Here is an 18926-nt window from a genome sequence, read left to right as displayed (position 1 = left end):
TGAAAAGAAGTCTCTTACTTGACAGGTGGTGTTTCACATTCATCTGCCAGTGTTTTGATAATTTTAGTTGCATGACTATAGTCTTCGGGGTCGTGTGTGTATATCATTAATCGGTCTTTGGATAGTATTTCGGTTGAACCACCGGGGCGAATATATTCCCCATTCCTTTTAATAACAGCAATAAACGTAGATTCGGGGAGATGAAGTTGTTTGATTGTTTTACCCACCGCGCAATAGCTTGGCTGTATGTCAATTTCCCTCAAAACTGATTTAGGCGAAGATGCTACCATTTCGTCCACTTCTTTCAAAACCGGCTGAAAATCCTTTGGCAACACCATGCCCAGCCATTTTGCTACAATAGGAAGTGTAGTGCCTTGTATCAACAAAGAACTTAATGAGATAAAGAATACAATATTAAAAATAAATCCTGCATTTTCTATCCCGGCAATGAGTGGATAGGTTGCAAATACAATGGGGACAGCACCTCGCAATCCGACCCATGAAATATACAGCCTTCGGTTAAATTTCATTTTAAACGGTATGAGACTGATTAAAACACTGATTGGACGAGCAACGAAAATCAGAAAGACAGATATCAATATTCCGATATGCATTACGTCCCAAACCTGATTAGGAAACACCAATAAGCCCAGTGTAAGGAACAGCACAATCTGCATGAGCCATGCTAATCCGTCAAACATGCTGAGTATATCTTGTTTGTGAGTAAGTTCTTTGTTTCCTAAAAAAACACCGGCTATGTAAACCGCCAGAAATCCGTTTCCGCCAATAAAGTCAGTAGCCGAAAATGTAATGAACATCATGGCTATCATCAAAATCGGATACATTCCCTCATAATCTAATTTAATTCTGTTGATGGTAATTTCGGTAATTTTACCAAAAGCAAAACCTGCAAGCCCTCCCAATATCATTTGTTTCAGAAAAACCAGAATCACAGACATTGCGCTCAGTTCAGGATGTTGTACCAAAGAGAGGAAAGTTATTGTCAACACATAAGCCATAGGGTCATTACTTCCGCTCTCAAGCTCAAGCGTAGGTTTGAGGTTGGTTTTGAGCAACAAGCTCTTTGACCTCAAAATTGAGAATACTGCTGCCGCATCCGTTGAGGAGATAATAGAACCCAATAACATACTTTCAATGAAAGAAAAGCCCGGAATAAGGTAGTAAACAAAAGTACCCACAGTCAATGCAGTAAGCAAAACTCCTAAGGTGGACAACATGATACCTTGTCCCAGCACCGGTCGTACAGACTTCCAATTTGTATCTAATCCGCCTGAAAACAAAATGAAATTGAGTGCCACAATGCCAATAAATTGGGCTGTTTTTGGGTCGTCAAATTTGATTCCGCCCAGTCCTTCTGAGCCTGCCAACATCCCCACCCCTAAAAACAATAACAAAGTTGGAACGCCAAATTTGTAGGAAGTTTTACCCACGATAATACTGATAAATAACAGTATCGAACCTACAAGTAATATGTTTTCAATGGTTAACGTCAAAGCAAAACCGACATTGTGTTTGCAAAATTATAAATTTAATTTTGGTTTTGCTTACTTGTTTTAAACGAGTTATTCAATAAATCATGAGTTAACTCTTGAAACCGAGAGGCTGCTATCCAAACTTCTTTAATGCTTCTAACATCATTTCTCGGATTTCGGTATTGCATAGATTACCTATACTACCTTCGTGAGTGTGATTCAAAGTTTTATTGGGACTGAACTTGTTCTCATTTACTTCCATACCTGTTTTGCGATAAGCATCTCTAAAGCTCATTCCATCTTTGACAAGTTTGTTTATCTCTTCAACTGTAAAGAGAGTATTGAACTGCTCATCATTTAGAATATCGGTGCGTACGTTCACATTCTGCAAAGCAAAAGTCAGCATTTGCAAACAATCTTTCATTGTATCAATAGCCGGGAAAACAATGTCTTTGCTTAGTTGCATGTCGCGGTGGTAACCCGAAGGCAGGTTGTTTATCAACAGAGTCATCTCATTAGGTGCGGCTTGCAGTCGGTTGCATTTTGCCCTTATCAGTTCAAAAACATCAGGATTTTTCTTGTGAGGCATTATACTCGAACCGGTAGTGAGCGAATCTGGAAAAGTCAAATAGGCGAACTGTTGATTGAGATATAAACACACATCATAAGCAAATTTAGAGAGGGTAGCAGCGAGATTTGCTATTGCAGATAGCAATACTTTCTCTGTTTTGCCGCGTGTCATTTGGGCATAAAGGGAATTGTAATTCATGCTCTTCATTTCTAACAACTCTGTGGTAAGAGTTCTGTTCAGTGGAAATGCCGAACCATAGCCTGCTCCTGAGCCTAAAGGATTTTTGTTGGCAATAATATAGGCACCCGACAGTACTTCCATATCATCTACCAATGATTCTGCATACGCACCAAACCACAAACCAAACGAGGAAGGCATGGCAAGCTGAAAGTGAGTGTAGCCGGGCATCAAATGAGCTTTGTTTTGTTCGCTTAACTCTTGCAAACGTTCAAAAAGACTAAAGGAAAGTCCGGCAATTTCTTTGATTTCACTTTTGAGATATAGTTTGATTGCTACCAGAACTTGGTCATTGCGAGAACGTCCTGTATGAATTTTTTTGCCTGCTTCGCCAATCTCCTCAATGAGTTCCTTTTCTATTTGTGAATGGATATCTTCAATATGTTCTTCAATTTCAAATTGTCCCGCATTTATTTTATTCAAAATGTGCTTCAGCCCTTTTTCTATATCCAAACACTCTTGTGCTGTGAGAATTCCGACATCCTGCAACATTTTGGCATGAGCCAGAGAAGCTGCAACATCAAACGGTGCTAACCTCATGTCAAGAATGCGGTCGTTTCCGACAGTAAAGGCTTCGGTTTTCAGAGAGATGTCGTTGTGTTCAAATGGATTCTTTTGCCAGATTTTCATTGTTTTTGTTGGTTAAATTGTTCGGATAATTTTAATATTAAGTTACAATATAGATTCAAGCCATCTTCAATTTCTTGTGTATAAATAAATTCATCTGCAGAATGTGAACGTGCAGAATCTCCCGGTCCTATTTTGATTGAATCCCATGGCATTAATGCTTGGTCAGATGTTGTGGGGGAGCCATAAAGTTCTATTCCTAATTCATTTGCCGATTTAATCAGAGGATGGACTGTGCTTATAAAAGAAGGCTTCATTCTGTCTGAACGCATACTCATTTCTGATTGTAAATTATCTTGCAACCATTCGAAAACTTGTGTATGGGTATAATGTTCATTCAAACGAATATCAATTGTGAAGCTGCATTGCTCCGGCACCTGATTATGTGCTGTACCGGCTTGAATCATGGTTACATTCATTGACACTTCGCCTAACCATTGAGAGTTTTTTTTGAATTTGTGGTTTTTGATTTTTTCAATGTCTTGTAGTGCAATATAAATAGCGTTAATGCCTTCATTACGGGCAGCATGTCCTGCTTTGCCTTTGGCAACACAATCAACTACCATTAAACCCCTTTCTGCCACTGCAATCTTGAGCAAGGTAGGTTCTCCCACAATGGCAATATCAATTTTACCGAGTTTTGGCATAACTAGCTCTATACCTCTTGTGCCCGAAATCTCTTCTTCGGCAGATGCTGCAAAAATGATATTGAAGGGAAGATTTTCTTTTAGATAAAAATACAAAAAAGCCCCTAATAAACAAATTAATGCTCCTCCGGCATCGTTGCTGCCCAAACCATATAGTTTTCCGTCTTTTTCAATGGCTTCAAAAGGGTTGAGCGTATATGCAGAATTGGGTTTTACGGTGTCATGATGTGAATTGAGCAAAAGCGTGGGTTTGTCTGCATGATAATGCAGGTTTTTTGCCCAAATATTGTTTCCTACACTATTTGAAGGGATACCATGTTTTTCCAACTGCTTGATTATCTCTTGTGCGCTTTGGTCTTCTTGTTTGCTGAAAGAAGGAATCGCAATAAGCCTTTTGAGCAGCCGGTAAATTTCGCTGTTAATATCAGATAGTAAAAGTTGTTCCAAAATGTGTTTTATTTATGTCTAAAGCATGTCCAATAACCACCTTCACTCCGTTTGTAGCAGCAAAAAAAGCATTTTCGGTCTTGGGAAGCATTCCTTTTGAGATAATGCCTTGCTGTTTGTAGGTTTCATATAATGGCAAAGTCAATTCGGCAATTGCCGAGTTGACATCCGCAGGGTCGCTCAACACTCCTTTTTTCTCAAAACAAAGAGCCAATTTTATGTCAAAATATTTGTTTAGTGCTACAGCTAAGGCACATGCAATAGTGTCAGCATTGACATTGAGCAAGTTTCCGGCAGAATCAGAGGCAATGGGAGCAATGACGGGAGTGATGTTTTGGTCTAAAACTAATTTCAGAAAATTTGTGTTTATTTTATTTGTCAATATATCACCTACAAATCCATAGTCAATTTCTTTAACCGCTCGTTTTACAGCAGGAATCAGGTGAACATCTACACCGGAAAGACCTAATGTTTGTAGCCCGTAAGCATTAAGTTGAGCGGTGATTGTTTTGTTGATTAATCCTGCGTAAACCATTGTAACCACTTTAATTTCTTCGTTTCCGGTAATACGCCTTCCGTCCACCATTTGAGTTTCAATTCCAAGTTTTTGGCTCGTTTGTGTGGCCACTTTACCACCCCCATGAATCAATATTTTATTCCCTTGCAATGTCGCAAACTCTTGCAGAAATAAAGATAGCGCAACTTGGTCATCAATAATGTTTCCGCCAATCTTGACTAATGTTAAGCTTGTTTTCATTGGATCGAGGATAAAATTTCTGTCAATATGGTTTGAGCCGATACTACTCTATTGCCGGCTTGTTGCATTATTAACGAACAAGAAGGGTCGTCAATAAGCTCATCCGTAAGTTCAACATTCCTGCGTACCGGAAGGCAATGCATGATTCTGGCATTATTGCTCAAACTCATTTTCTTTTTGTTCAACAACCAATCAGTTTTCACTTCGGGCATGGTGCCATAGTCAGAATAGGAAGACCAACTTTTGACATAAACAAAATCAGCGTCTTTCAATGCTTCTTCTTGGTTGTGGGTAATGGTTGCACCATTTGTAAACTTTTTGTTTAATTCGTAACCTTCGGGGTGGGTAATCACAAAATCAAATTCGGATGCCAATGCCCATTCCGCAAATGAATTGGAAACCGCTTGTGGCAAAGGTTTGATATGTGGCGCCCAACTTAGAACCACTTTTGGAGTTTTGTTTCCGTTGAAGTTTTCTTTGATGGTAATTATATCAGCAAAACTCTGTAAGGGGTGAAGTGTGGCAGATTCCAGACTGACAAGGGGAATAGTTAAGTTAATAAGAAAACTGTTAAAAATGTCTTCGTTGTAATCCTTGTTTCGGTCAATTAGCCCGGGGAAACTCCTTAGCCCTACAATATCACAATATTGAGAAATCACTCCGGCTGCTTCTTTGATATGTTCACTGCCGGTTCCGTTCATCACAGCACCGTTTTCGAATTCAAGTTGCCAATTATCTTTGTTTAGGTTAATCACCATCACATTCATGCCCAAGTTGTAGGCGGCACGTTGAGTGCTCATACGGGTTCGCAGGCTTGGATTCATGAAGAGTAATCCAATGGTTTTGTTTTTGCCTATGTGTGTATATTCGAGAGGATTGTGTTTGATATGCAGTGCTTTGCTAAGCAATGCTTCTATGTCTGTTACATCTTTTACCGAAATAAAGTTTTTCATGAAGCAGCAGCAGATTTTTGTAAAACACTATTGAGTGCATAGAGAAAACGGTCTGCTTGTGTTTTGTTAATACACAAGGGAGGTAATATTCTCAGTGTGTTCTTGTCGGATGAAGAACCTGTGAAAATATGATGTTTGTGCAGTAGTTCTAAGCGAGTGGGAGCACAGTTGTCAAATAGTTCAATACCAATCATCAATCCCAATCCGCGCACTTCTTTGATTCCTTTGATTTTAGCAAGAGATTCCATGAGATAGTTGCCGATTTTTTGGGCATTTTCAATTAGATTTTCTTCTTTTAATACATCCAATACGGCAATAGAAGCCGCACAAGCCAAGTAATTTCCGCCAAATGTTGTTCCTAACATTCCGTGTTTTGCTTCAAACTTGGGAGAAAGTAATATACCGGCAATCGGAAAACCATTGCCCATACCTTTTGCCATGGAAATAATGTCCGCTTGGATGTCCGAGTGTTGATGCGTAAAGAACTTTCCGCTCCTGCCAAAACCCGATTGAATCTCATCTAAAATTAAAACAGCACCGGTTTTGTCGCACAATTGGCGAGCAGTTTTCAAAAATTCCTCACTTGGGACTCTTACTCCTCCAACACCTTGCATACCTTCTATGATAACCGCACAAACCTCGTCTGTTACTACATTTGTCAATGCTTTCGTATCATTCAATTCTGTAAATACAACATCGTGTACTTTGTTAATTTCGGCATTGATTGAAAGGTTGTCTGTGCAAGCGACTGCCAGCGATGTTCTGCCATGAAAAGCCCCTTTCATCGCTACCACTCTCTTTCTGCCATTATGAAAAGACGCCATCTTCAAAGCGTTTTCATTGGCTTCTGCACCGGAATTACACAGAAACAAGCTATAATCATCATAACCGGATAATTCCCCTAATTTCTCTGCTAACTCTTGCTGAATGGGAATCTTGACAGAGTTAGAATAGAATCCGATTTTGTTGAGTTGTTCTATTATTTTCCAAACATAATGAGGATGACTGTGTCCTATGGAAATCACAGCATGACCGCCATATAAATCAAGGTATTGTGTATTGTTTTTGTCATACACATAAGCATCTTCGCCTCTCACAGGCTCAATGTCAAATAAGGGATAAACGTCAAATAAGTTCATATTTTAGAATGCAGAAGGTTTAAGTTTTAATCCGGTGGTTTCTTCTAAACCAAATATCAGGTTCATGTTTTGGACTGCTTGTCCTGATGCGCCTTTGAGCAGATTGTCAACAGCAGAAGAAACAAGGGTATAGCCCTCATGTTTCTCAATCGCAAGGAAGCACCTGTTTGTGTTCAACACCTGTTTGAGGTCAATAGGGCTGTCACTCACACGTACAAAGGGATGGTTTAGGTAATAAAATTTAAAAATATCAAGTATTTCTTCTCTTGTCAAAGAGCATTTGAAATAAGTTGTAGCAAAGATTCCACGCGAAAAATTTCCTCGTTGTGGAATAAAATTAATCGTGCCTTCAAAATGGCTTTGCAAAGACCGGATACTTTCTTTGATTTCGGTCAAATGCTGATGCGTAAAGGCTTTGTAAACAGATATGTTGTTATCTCTCCAAGCAAAATGAGTGGTTTCACTTTGTGCTTGACCGGCACCTGTGGCGCCCGTAGTGGCATTGACATGAATTTCATCGGGCAGCAAACCGGCATGTGCAAAAGGAAGTAATGCAAGTTGCACGGCTGTAGCAAAACATCCCGGATTGGCAATATTCTTTGATTTCATGATGATGTTGCGATTCAATTCGGGTAGTCCGTACACAAACTTTCTACCTTGAATTTCACTAGTGGTATTATGCCTGAAATCTTGACTGAGGTCAATCACTGCAAGGTGTTGCGGAACCTTATTTTCTTCCAAAAATTTATGTGCTTTATGGTGTCCGCTGCAAAGAAATAATACATCTACATCCCATACAGCATTGTCACTAAAATTGAGTTCTGTTTCACCCAACAAATCCTTATGTACATGCCAAACAGGGTTGCCTGCATTGCTGTTGCTTTGCACAAAGACCAATTCAACATTTGGGTGATTGAGCAATAAACGGATTAGCTCCCCGCCCGTATAGCCTGCCCCTCCTATAATGCCTGCTCTAATTTTCATTTTCTATAGTATTGTTAACCTGGAAGTAGAAACTCATCTGATTGCCAAAAATCTTGGTAAATCCTTTCACATCTTCTCCTGTCCATGCTTTGTTCATTTCTCCGTAGCTGCCAAATTTTTCCGACATTAAATCGTGTGTGGATTCAATGCCAATCAACTCAAATCTGTATGGGAGTAAGCGTACAAAAACTTTTCCTGAAACATTTTCTTGACTTGATTGCAAAAAGTTCTCAATATCCCTCATGGCAGCTTCAAAATATTGACCTTCGTGCAACCACATTCCGTAATAAGAACTCATTTGTTCTTTGAGAAATAGTTGCCATTTGCTAAGGGTATGTTTTTCCAATAAATGGTGTGCTTTGATAATGATAATAGGGGCAGCAGCTTCAAACCCAACTCTCCCTTTGATACCGATGATGGTGTCTCCCACATGAATATCACGCCCGATAGCATAAGACTCTGCAATGGTTTGCAAAGCAATAATGGCATTGACCGGATTGTCAAAAACCATGTCATCGAGACCTATTAGCTCACCTTTCTCAAATAGAAGGCTGATTTCACGTGGTTCTGTGCTTGATAATTGTGAAGGGAACGCGCTCTCAGGTAAATTATGTCTTGAAGTCAAAGTTTCTTTTCCGCCAACCGAAGTGCCCCAAATCCCTTTGTTGATGCTGTATGCAGCTTTTTCAAAGTTCATTGTAACGCCTTGTTTTTTGAGAAAATTTATTTCCTCCTCACGGGATAGTTTTAAGTCACGGATGGGTGTAATTACTTGTATATGAGGCACGATCAACTCAAATACCATATCAAATCGGACTTGGTCATTGCCGCTGCCTGTACTGCCGTGAGCGATATATGTAGCACCGATTTCTTGTGCGTAATTTGCCACTGCTATTGCTTGTACGGTTCGTTCTGCACTCACACTCAGAGGATACGTGTTGTTTCTCAGCACGTTTCCATACACCATGTATTTGATAATAGACTGATAATAATTCTCTCGTGCATCAACCGCTTTGAAAGATGCCACACCCAAACGAAGGGCATGTTCTTTTATTTCAGCAATTTCTTTATCGCTAAAACCTCCGGTATTGACCATCAGTGCATGGACTTCATAGCCTTTTACTTTGTTCAAATAAACTGCACAAAAGCTTGTGTCCAATCCACCGCTAAATGCCAATACCAACTTATTGGGGTTATGGGTCATTTATAGAATTGTTTCTTTTTGGTTGCGTTTTAAAAATGATTTTACAATCTTCTTCACATTCTTATAAATGGAAGTGTAACTTTTGGTTTTTTGTTCGGATGATTGAACAGTCTTCTCAACATTGTTTTCTTCAGGATTATACAACATTGCAGTACACAGACAGTTCTTCCTTTCTTTGCTTAACAGAATAGGATAGTTCACACAACTTTTGCAGCCTGCCCAAAATTCATCATCATCAGTTAATTCGGAATATGTAACAGGTTTATAACCCAATTCTGCATTGATTTTCATAACTGCCAATCCGGTAGTCAGCCCAAATAATTGAGCTTCGGGATATTTTTCTCTGGAAAGTGAAAATGCTTTCTTTTTGATTTCCTTGGCTAAACCGTCTTGTCTGTATTTAGGTGAGACGATGAGTCCTGAGTTGGCAACAAACTTGCCATGTCCCCATGTTTCTATATAGCAAAACCCCGCCCACTCACCGCTGAGTGTGAGCGCAATTATTGCTTTTCCTTCATCCATTTTTTTTTGTAAATACTCCGGTGTTCTTGTGGCAATTCCGGTACCTCTTTGTTTCGCAGATTCATTGTATTCTATACAAATTTGCTCGGCATATTTATGGTGCGAGCTGTCTGCAATTGCAATCAAATAGGTTTCTTTCATCTCTGTAGCTAAGGCATAAAGTGTTGTAGTAAAAAAATAAAAATTAAGGGCGCGAATATGAATAAATTTGAAATACAAAAAATACCCTTTTTGTGTCAAATAGGATTTCATGAGCAATAATTTACAAATGAGTAAAAACCAACGATTATCTTTGCACCCATGAAATGGCTTAAATTGTTTTTTGAACCTAAGATATTTGGCGTGTGTACTGCGATTGCGGAGAAGTTGAGTATGCCGATTCCTTTGGTCAGAATGTTTTTTATCTATTTAAGTTTTGTAACTTTCTTCTCTCCGGTGATTTTCTATTTGTCACTCGCTTTTTTCATGCGTTTCAAAGCACTGTTTACAAGCAAACGTATTTCTGTGCGAGACCTATAAACAATGGATGTTTTTTGCTATCCTTGCAGCGAGGATATGACAAATAACGACCACACCCAAATCACCCTCAATATCTTGGAGCCTGTGCAGGAAAATGTTGATATTGCTTCGGCATATTTGACTTCTATCGGCTATGTGGGATTTGTGGAAGAAAACAATCAACTCTTGGCTTATATTCCTGTTTCTGAATTTGATTTGGAGACACTGAATCAGTTAGTTGCTGAGTTGTCGCAAAACCACATCGTGGAATTAAATTATCAGATGGAGCGGATTGAAGACAAGAATTGGAATGAGGTTTGGGAACAAAATTATTTTCAACCTATCGCCATTAAAGACAAGTTATATGTACGAGGCAGCTTTCACCCTCAAGCGGCTCATTTTGAACATGAAATCATCATTGACCCAAAGATGTCTTTTGGCACCGGACACCATCAAACCACAAAAATGATTTTAGAAAGTCTTATGGAGGCAGATTTAACCGGGAAGTCTGTGATGGATATGGGCACTGGCACCGGTATTTTGGCAATCTATGCAGGGCAGAAAGGTGCGGGTGAGATTATTGCTGTGGATATTGATGACCGCTCGGTTGAAAATGCTGTAGAAAATTTTGAATTGAACAACTTTGGCAATAAAATTCAGGTATATAAAGGCGATGCTCGGATATTGAGCAAATTGGGGAAATCCTATGATATTTTCATTGCCAATATTAACCTTGGAGTCTTGTTAGATGATGCAGAGTTGTATGAACAACACCTCAATTCCGGTGGCGAGCTGTTTTTGAGTGGTTTTTTGCAGTCAGATATTGACGTATTGAAAAAGACAGTACCACTTCGTTGGATTGATACAAAAACAGATGGAGACTGGGCTATGCTTAGGTTTATTAAGGCATGAATCTGAATTTCTACATATAACAATTAAAACATAATATTAGAATGACAAATACAAACAAGAAACACCCTGCGGCACTGCCATATCTGTTCTTTACCGAAATGTGGGAACGATTTGGCTATTATTTGATGCTGGGCATATTTGTGCTGTATATGATTGATGTGGACAAGGGCGGAATGGCTTTTGGCGACCGAAATGCAGACGATATTTTCGGAACTTTCATTGCACTTACTTACCTAACGCCTTTTTTAGGAGGTTTTATAGCCGATAGGATTTTGGGCTATGTCAAATCCGTTTATATTGGTGGAACCATGATGGGTGCCGGCTATATTGCATTGGCAATTCCCGGTATGACTTCGTTCTATGTGGCATTGGCATTGATAATTTTGGGTAATGGGATGTTCAAACCCAATATTTCCACCTTATTGGGTAATTTATATTCGGAAGAAAAGTATAAACCATACAAAGATTCGGGTTATAGCATTTTCTATATGGGTATCAATATTGGTGCGTTTATATGCAACATCATTGCAGCCTTTATGCGCAACAAGTTTGACTGGGGTGCAGCGTTTATGACCGCAGGTATAGGTATGTTTTTGGGATTGGTTGTGTTTTCATTCGGGTTGAAACACTATAAACAGGCGAATATTATTAAACCCAAACAAGCAGGCGATATGAGCCTTAGCCGTGTTTTGCTAATGGTGTTTGTGCCGGCTATCCTTTCCGGTGCAATCGGTTGGTTCATCCCCGGCAATATCTTAGGCAGTGACAGTACAGATGCTTTCATTTTCGCTTGTATTCCGGTTATTATTTTTTATGTTTCTCTCTATTTTAAAGCTAATACATTTGAAAAAAGACCCATTGCTGCTTTGCTTGCCATTTTTGCTGTTAGTATCATGTTTTGGGCGGTGTTCAAACAGAATGGCACTGCATTGACTCGTTGGGCTAAATTTTATACAGACCGCAGTGTGTCGGAAAGTCTGGAAAAACCTTTGAACAAACTATATCTTGCCGAGGAAATCAAGTATGAAGAAAAGGAAGTAACGGTTTATGATGAGCAGTTTAGCGTGGTTAAGGATGAATCGGGCAATACAGTCAAAGAACTTGGGAGGGATATTTATTTTAGAAATGCATCGCCCCATACACTACCAGCGGAAGGACAAAGTGCATATATCATTAATACCGAGCTTTTTCAGTCTGTAAACCCTTTTTGGATTATTATTCTCACCCCGATTGTTGTGGGAATATTTTTGATGTTAGGACGCAGAAACAGAGAGCCTTCCACACCGAGCAAAATTGCTTTGGGATTGTTTATATCTGCCCTATCTTGTCTGGTTATGGTTGCTGCAGCATATATTGGGAGTAATGGAGCAGTCAAGGTTTCGCCTCTTTGGTTGGTAGCTTGTTATGGCGTGATTACTGTCGGAGAACTGTGTCTCAGTCCTATGGGCTTGTCTTTAGTGTCTAAGCTCAGCCCACCGCGTATTACAGCCTTAATGATGGGTGGTTTCTTTCTCTCAACCGCAATTGGAAATAAATTGTCTGGCGTTTTGGCAAGCATGTGGTATGATTATGAACACAAAGCCAATTTCTTTTGGACTAACTTTGTCTTGTTAATGATTGCAACTGTGTTAGCACTTTCTATATTGAAGTGGCTGAACAAGATTGTGAAAGAAAATGGAGCATAAACACAACTTATTAAATTGCACTTGATTTTGTCATATTCATAAACCTTCTGCATGCTTTATCCGCAAGTTATACCTCCGGCAATAGACAAGATTTTTAGTCATTATACGTGGCGCAAAAAAGTAGATGAGAAGACTGTTTATCTAACCTTTGACGATGGTCCGCATCCCGAAATCACTTCTTGGGTATTACAACAACTCAAAGAACATAACTATAAGGCTACTTTTTTTTGTGTTGGAGACAATGTTCAAAAATACCCTGATACATATCGTCAGATTTTGGCAGAAGGGCACAAAACGGGTAATCATACTTTTAATCATCTGAAAGGTTGGAAAACACCCATAAGAGAATATGTTGGCAATATAAATCAGTGCAGAGAACTTGTGGACAGCAGACTTTTTCGCCCGCCTTACGGCAGAATTACCACAGCCCAAACACAAGTATTAAAAGATGGTTATGAGATTATTATGTGGACTTTGCTAAGCGGTGATTTTTATCCTACGCTTAATTTGCCAAAAGCATTGGAAAAACTCAAAAAGAAAACTGAAGCAGGTCAAATCATTGTTTTTCATGATTCTGTAAAAGCAGAACAGAACTTGAGATTTCTGTTGCCGGCTTATTTAAAGTTTTTAGATGAAAACGGATTTAGGTCTGAAGCACTTAGTGATTCTTAGCCTTTTTGTGCGGTTTTGTTTACCGTAGAAACAACTTTCTCAACGTCAATTTCAGTTCCTTCTTCTTGGTTAATCAGGGTGCCCCTGGGATCAAAAACCGTGATGATATTAGAGTGAGAGAAATCAACAGGGTCAATTTTTTTGTATTTCATGGAAAGAACATTGGCAAACTCTTGGGTTGCAAGTTCGTTTGAACGAAGAAATATCCATTGTTTGGCTTCCATCTTATTGGTTTTGGCAAATTTCTTTAATTGCTCAGGTGTGTCATTTTCAGGGTCAATGGATACAAGGACAAGTGAAACATTATCAATGTATTTGCGGTCTATTTTTGCTTCAATTTTTTTCATTTTAGAAACTAAAATAGGACAGGCGGCTTTGCAGTGTGTATAGATCATCACAACAACAAGCGTTTTGCCTTGCAAATCTTTAAGGTGCAATTTTTCACCCTCTTGATTTTGCCATTCTGATGTCAGGTTAAAGATTGATTCCGAGGGGATTTCACTATTCTTGGGGTTGTTATTTGAACATGAAACCAAGAGTAAAGAAGCAAAAAGAATATTAAGGTATTTCATTGTATGTATTAATTTTTAGTTGCGGGTGCATCTTTGGCACATCTGAATCCAAGGTTTGCGACAGTATATCGTGCTTTGAGTGAGGTTCTCAAACCAAAGCGCATAAAAGCAGCATAGTTCATTACGTCTGTGGAGTTGGTGGCTGCCCCGGCACAAAACAAACCTTTGTCGTCATATTGCCCTGTGCGTGAATCTCCGGTAATCATAATCGAGTTAAAATCATCGGTCCATTCCCAAATTAAGTCAAACATGTTGTAAACACCCCAATAATTAGGCGGGCTTTGTTTTACTTGGTTCAAATGTTTATTTTTAACTAAATATAAGTCCACAATATAGTCCGAATAAGACGGTTTGCGTCTGGCATTAGGAGTGTCGGCATCTGCCATTGCAACGAATTCCCATTCATCCAGCGTGGGCAGCCTTTTGCCAACGCTCTCGGCAAACCATTTGGCAGCAAACCAAGACACATTGCAAACCGGGGCATTGGGGTCAGCACCTGCGGGCAACTCAAGATCAGATACCCATAGTTTCAGATAGTTGCTGTCTGCATATACCCTTTTTACGGCAGACTTACGCCATTGGGGATTAGCCGTTACAAACGCAAGAAATTCTTGATTGGTAACAGGGCGTTCGTCCATCATAAAAGGAGAAACGTGAACCAAAACACTATCTTCTCCATAAAAAGGGAGATAGTCGCCACCGGGAATATACACCATGTTTACGTTTACTTGGATTGGTTGCAGGGTGTCCGTATCCGTACTCTCATTCTGAACAACAGGTGAGTATGTTTCCTTTTGTTTGTCACATGAGATCAGCATGAAAGCAAGGGACAGGAGACTGAAATATTTGTACATGGGTTTAGGCAGTTCGATATAGGTGCAAAAATATGTTAAAAGGTTAATATGACAATGCTAGAAGTGGCGGGGGCAACACCCGCCACAACTGCACTCTCGATTGTTTTTATCTCTTTCTATTCCTTCACAACCACAAACTTGGCATGGCGGGTTTGTGTAGCGGTATTGAGGCGGATGAAATACAAGCCTTCGCTCAGTTCGCTGATGTCTATTCTCTTGTCGTTGAGTCTGCCTGCTGCGACAAGGCTGCCGGCAATATTGTAGATGAAATAAGTGCCTGCGTCTGCTGCTGTTTGTACAAACAGTTCTTTGGATGCGGGATTAGGGTAGATAGTAATAGTAGGGTCTGTCTTGGAGTTGGACAATGGCTTGTTTGACAACGCCATACTTTGTAACATTGGCGGAATATTGCTGTAATCTGCAAATAAGCAAGGATGGTTACTCTCTATGTCCTGTGGCAAGGTTAGGCTGTCGCGAATGGAGATTTCTGCATCGAGAATACAACTCAGCCTTTCGTATATGTTTTGTTGGAAGGGGAGGGCAATATAGCTTGTTGCTTGTGTCAGCGTTGTTTGTGCATTGTCCAATTCATAAACAAATCGTTGGATATTTGTTTTGTCAATGTAAAGATTGAACGGGACGGCAGACCAAAGAAAGTGGTTGTTTTGTGAAAGAATAATGAGGTCGTCTATATTGTCCAGCAACGTGTTTGCCACCGCATAGAAGAGTTGAAAAGAGTCATTCAACTCATAGGACGAAACCTCATGTGCACGCGAAACACACTCAAGCATGAGATGATACGCATTCATCAGTACCGATGTCAAGGCTTCTTCTTCTATCAGGATTACTTCTATTGTGTCCTGCACATAAAGAGTATCGTCATTAACAACATAAGGTAATAACACTATTTGCGTTTCTGTCATTTGATAAGGATAAAACAAAATATCTGACAAGTTGCTTACTATGGATGTGATGTCGGGGATAGAGTTGTAATCGTAAATTCTGTTTTTTATGTCATTCAGCACAAGGTCTGCACTTCCGCCATCAACGGGAATGTCGCCACCCCAGCCTCCGTTTATCACACCTGAATTATACGTCATGGGAGGCGGGGACTTAAAGATGTCAGAACTTGTGGTTGTGCCCATAGGCGAAGAAGAGGTGTTAATCTCGGGACAAGCTGTTACATCCGTATTGGAGAAATTGTTGTAGGACAACGGGGTGTTCTGTGCGAGGCTTCCCATAATGGGTTCGGGGGGCGGATACAAACCGACTGAGTTAATATAATAATCTTTGTTGTAACTGAACCCGTCCGCGGGATTGTGTCCAATTAGAAGACGTTTTGCGCATCCGGCACAAAGTATTGAGGGGTATTGGTGTTATATACATACGCAGGATTGCTGTATTTGTATTGCGATACGGCTAAGTTCCAATGTTCAAAATAGAAATCGTTTGCGTGGAAATAGTTCAGTCCGTTTTCTATGTGGTATGTGCCACCGTATTGAGTCCATGAATGGTCGTTATTGGACAGGTTATTTCTGACAAGGCTGAGTCTTGCATCGCTTGCAAAAATGCCTTTTTGGTTAAAGAAAATATTGTTGCACCTCAGGTCTGCCCTGCTGTTGTTTACCGACACTCCTGCTTGGAAATCAACAACGGTGTTTCTGCGAATGTCGAACACGCCTCCTGCATAACCTTGAACATTCAGCCCGACCCTGCCTCCGACAACCATCGGAAAGGTTATGTCTCTGCTGATGCCTACCCCTCTGACACCGCTGTTGCCTAACAATCCACTGCCCAAAAAGGCGGTTAGCCCTATGTTGTTAAGCCCGCCTTTGTTATGGTTTATTCTGCATCCACCCACGGCATGGATACCATAATCCGAGTGCGAAACGGTTACGTCTTGAAGCAGCATACTGCCGTTGTATCCGTTGTTGAAAACGGTGATGCCTGTTTTGGCAAAGTAAATGTCCACATTGCGGAAATGCTGGCTGCGGTTGACGGCTTTAATGCCTCCGTGCCTCATGCCGTTTATGGGGCTTACTTTCACATTCTCCATTTTGGTTATGTTGTTCAAAAAGCAAAGGGTGGAAGGCTGGTCTATGATGATTTCGGTGTTTTTGATTTCTACCTTGTTCAATCCGTATCCGAATTTAAGCCCGATATTGCCATAGATTTCTATATGAGGGGTGTTTTTGCTTGTACCGTTTAACACAAAATCACCGTTGCCGTCCACATAGTCGGGTTGGTCGGGTGTCCAGTCTTTGTTGAAAATGATTTTGCCCATGCCGTTTGCACCGCCTGCTACTGTAAAGGTTGCTCCGTTCATTATTGTCAGATTGCCCCGAATTTCCAGTATGGCGTTGTGTCCGTTCAGGATAATCTGGGCATTGGGGTGGAATTTGAGGTTTGCTCCGTATTCGATGATTAGCTTGCTGTTGCCATTGACAACCAATGTGCTATGAGAACCTAACTCAAGCGCACACCCATAAGAAATAATAAGTTCGCCTCTTCTGTTTGAAAAAGGGTCTCCGATGATTATCTGACCCGCAGAATCGTTGATTACTGTGGTTTTGTTGTTTGCTCCCGACCATGTTTTTAGTCTGAATGTTGAGCTGTCAGGTACAGTAATGGCGTTGCCGTTTTCAAAGTTTTTTACCCTTTCGTCTGCGCCCATGTTTTGGTTGATTTGCAGCTTGCCTCCTGCTGCCACCTTGACAACTTTGAACAGGAATGAATTGGCGTCTTGGGCGTAGTTGTACGAATCATTCGTGAAAAACAGGGTGTCGAGGTTTTCGCGAACAATCTGGTTAAAAAGCCAGTTGGCGGTGATGGTAGGCAGGGCTGTATGGCTCTGATTGGCGATATTGGGTGCATAGAACTCGCTGAACGGAGAATGTATGTCTGCGTTGATGTCAAAAATATTGACCAGTACATTTGTGTCTATGTCTAATGCGCTGCAAGTAGTGATAAATGTGGTTGGAACAGACAGAATTTCAATCTGAGTGCTATCCAAAGCAATCTCGGATATAAGAGGGTGGATAATGGGGTCTTGGGAGCCGGGGGCAAAGTCCCAGCCCTGCTCTGTGGGGTAGAATTTCATTACATTGCTTCCGTGCCTTGGTTCATACCGCCCATTGATAAAGTTAGAAATAAATTGAAAAAAGTTTCCACCGCCAGGCTCACAATACTGCTGACTGGAGACATAGACATCGCTGTTACTGCTGTCGCCTTGTGCTTTGGCTTGTTTCATCATATACTTTTCAACTCCACACGAGCCTATGCCGGAGCTCCACTTAGCAGAAAGAAAAACATCGCCTGCTTGCATTGGTTGATTATTTAAGTTTGGTTGTCGCTGTCCGTTTATCACTCCGTTGGATATGGCTATGTTGCGGGTTTGCTGCGGGTAGCCCCTGATCTCAAGTTCTTCAAACAAATCTTCAAAATCCTCATGCGGATGACTTTCGTTTGTGGCATCAAGGTCTAAGTCAAATGGGTCTGCTGTGTTTACGAGCATTTGCCTTGATGCAGGCTTGCTTGTGATAACCTGCCCTAAAATAGTTTGTAGAAAAGGGGTTTTCAATGCAAAAACCTGAGAGCCGAGAGGGACATTTGCCCCTTTTTGCGGTGTGTCAAAGCTGATAAAAAGCCCGCAGTCATGATTCCAACCGAATCCTTCCATAAATGTAAGGGCATAGCGAGCCGCAAGCCCTCCCATGCTGATGCCGCAAACTATTATCTTTTCATTGCCTACCTTGTTGGCATTTATCCTGTCAATCAATTCCATAAGTAAAAAGGCGTTATCCTGTATCCACCCCGCCCCTTCCTCAAAGTTCAGCACTATGATGTCGTAGCCTCTTTCTCTTAATGAATCGCCAAGAAGATTTGTTTTGTCATCGTTAAACTGTTCGTAAATATCATCAGGATTAAAAATCCCGAAAGGGTCCCAACCCTCCACCACTATAATGGGCTTGTCAATAAGTTCGAGGCTTGTGTCTGTGGTGCTGAAAATCTTGTAGTCGCCTTTGGCGAATAATCCGCTGTGTGTCCATTGCGCCTGAATGGAGTCTGCGCTTTGGGCGTTTGCCGCAGCAGTCATAAGCAACGCTGCTGCAATGATTAGTAATTGTTTTTTCATTTTTTTTTAATATTTAA

At 40.5% G+C, this 18926-nt stretch carries 17 protein-coding genes; 4 read left to right on the top strand and 13 right to left on the bottom strand.

The features are described from left to right. Positions 1-14: 14 nt before the first annotated feature. The 9 genes from M9892_08045 to M9892_08005 all read right to left on the bottom strand — a co-directional run bounded on the left by M9892_08045 (position 15) and on the right by M9892_08005 (position 9722). The gene (locus tag M9892_08045; protein MCO5254296.1) at positions 15-1514 is read right to left on the bottom strand and encodes a potassium/proton antiporter; all 1500 of its coding nucleotides are present in this window, start codon (positions 1512-1514) and stop codon (positions 15-17) included. Positions 1515-1626: 112 nt separating this feature from the next. Beyond that, positions 1627-2931, bottom strand: a complete 1305-nt coding sequence (gene argH / locus M9892_08040) for an argininosuccinate lyase (protein MCO5254295.1) — start codon at positions 2929-2931, stop codon at positions 1627-1629. Beyond that, the gene (locus M9892_08035) at positions 2928-4022 is read right to left on the bottom strand and encodes a M20 family metallo-hydrolase (GenBank protein ID MCO5254294.1); all 1095 of its coding nucleotides are present in this window, start codon (positions 4020-4022) and stop codon (positions 2928-2930) included. Before M9892_08035 ends, argH begins: the two co-directional genes overlap by 4 nt. Next, positions 4000-4779, bottom strand: coding sequence for an acetylglutamate kinase (gene argB / locus M9892_08030; GenBank protein ID MCO5254293.1), 780 nt, complete (start codon positions 4777-4779; stop codon positions 4000-4002). The genes M9892_08035 and argB overlap by 23 nt, the downstream gene beginning before the upstream one ends. Further along, a complete protein-coding gene (locus tag M9892_08025) occupies positions 4776-5732 on the bottom strand; it encodes an N-acetylornithine carbamoyltransferase (protein ID MCO5254292.1) in 957 nt (318 codons plus the stop codon). Before M9892_08025 ends, argB begins: the two co-directional genes overlap by 4 nt. After that, positions 5729-6871, bottom strand: a complete 1143-nt coding sequence (locus M9892_08020; protein MCO5254291.1) for an aminotransferase class III-fold pyridoxal phosphate-dependent enzyme — start codon at positions 6869-6871, stop codon at positions 5729-5731. The genes M9892_08025 and M9892_08020 overlap by 4 nt, the downstream gene beginning before the upstream one ends. Positions 6872-6874: 3 nt before the next feature. Beyond that, positions 6875-7855, bottom strand: coding sequence for an N-acetyl-gamma-glutamyl-phosphate reductase (gene argC, locus M9892_08015; protein MCO5254290.1), 981 nt, complete (start codon positions 7853-7855; stop codon positions 6875-6877). Next, a complete protein-coding gene (locus M9892_08010) occupies positions 7845-9059 on the bottom strand; it encodes an argininosuccinate synthase (protein MCO5254289.1) in 1215 nt (404 codons plus the stop codon). The genes argC and M9892_08010 overlap by 11 nt, the downstream gene beginning before the upstream one ends. Then, entirely contained in the window at positions 9060-9722 is a 663-nt protein-coding gene (locus tag M9892_08005; protein ID MCO5254288.1) for a GNAT family N-acetyltransferase, read from the bottom strand. A gap of 159 nt (positions 9723-9881) precedes the next feature. On the opposite strand from M9892_08005, the gene M9892_08000 reads away from it, so the two are divergent. Genes M9892_08000 through M9892_07985 form a run of 4 tightly spaced genes read left to right on the top strand, consistent with a single transcriptional unit; the run spans position 9882 to position 13348 of the window. Next, the gene (locus M9892_08000) at positions 9882-10100 is read left to right on the top strand and encodes a PspC domain-containing protein (protein ID MCO5254287.1); all 219 of its coding nucleotides are present in this window, start codon (positions 9882-9884) and stop codon (positions 10098-10100) included. A gap of 3 nt (positions 10101-10103) precedes the next feature. Continuing rightward, the gene (gene prmA, locus M9892_07995) at positions 10104-10991 is read left to right on the top strand and encodes a 50S ribosomal protein L11 methyltransferase (GenBank protein ID MCO5254286.1); all 888 of its coding nucleotides are present in this window, start codon (positions 10104-10106) and stop codon (positions 10989-10991) included. Positions 10992-11032: 41 nt separating this feature from the next. Next, on the top strand, positions 11033-12676 hold the full coding sequence (locus M9892_07990; GenBank protein ID MCO5254285.1) for a peptide MFS transporter: 1644 nt from the start codon (positions 11033-11035) through the stop codon (positions 12674-12676). A gap of 51 nt (positions 12677-12727) precedes the next feature. Then, a complete protein-coding gene (locus tag M9892_07985; protein ID MCO5254284.1) occupies positions 12728-13348 on the top strand; it encodes a polysaccharide deacetylase family protein in 621 nt (206 codons plus the stop codon). Here the strand turns inward: M9892_07985 and M9892_07980 are convergent. From M9892_07980 to M9892_07965, 4 genes are all read right to left on the bottom strand, one after another. After that, the gene (locus tag M9892_07980; protein MCO5254283.1) at positions 13345-13920 is read right to left on the bottom strand and encodes an SCO family protein; all 576 of its coding nucleotides are present in this window, start codon (positions 13918-13920) and stop codon (positions 13345-13347) included. The genes M9892_07985 and M9892_07980 overlap by 4 nt on opposite strands. Before the next feature lie 8 nt (positions 13921-13928). Beyond that, positions 13929-14738, bottom strand: coding sequence for a formylglycine-generating enzyme family protein (locus M9892_07975; GenBank protein MCO5254282.1), 810 nt, complete (start codon positions 14736-14738; stop codon positions 13929-13931). A 152-nt stretch (positions 14739-14890) separates the two neighbouring features. Further along, on the bottom strand, positions 14891-16015 hold the full coding sequence (locus tag M9892_07970; protein MCO5254281.1) for a T9SS type A sorting domain-containing protein: 1125 nt from the start codon (positions 16013-16015) through the stop codon (positions 14891-14893). Positions 16016-16101: 86 nt separating this feature from the next. After that, positions 16102-18909, bottom strand: coding sequence for a hypothetical protein (locus tag M9892_07965; GenBank protein MCO5254280.1), 2808 nt, complete (start codon positions 18907-18909; stop codon positions 16102-16104). Positions 18910-18926: the final 17 nt, after the last annotated feature.

It is taken from the genome of Bacteroidota bacterium (assembly GCA_023957335.1).
Lineage (GTDB): Bacteria > Bacteroidota > Bacteroidia > NS11-12g > UBA955 > JALOAG01.
This window is presented reverse-complemented; position numbering and strand designations above follow the sequence as displayed.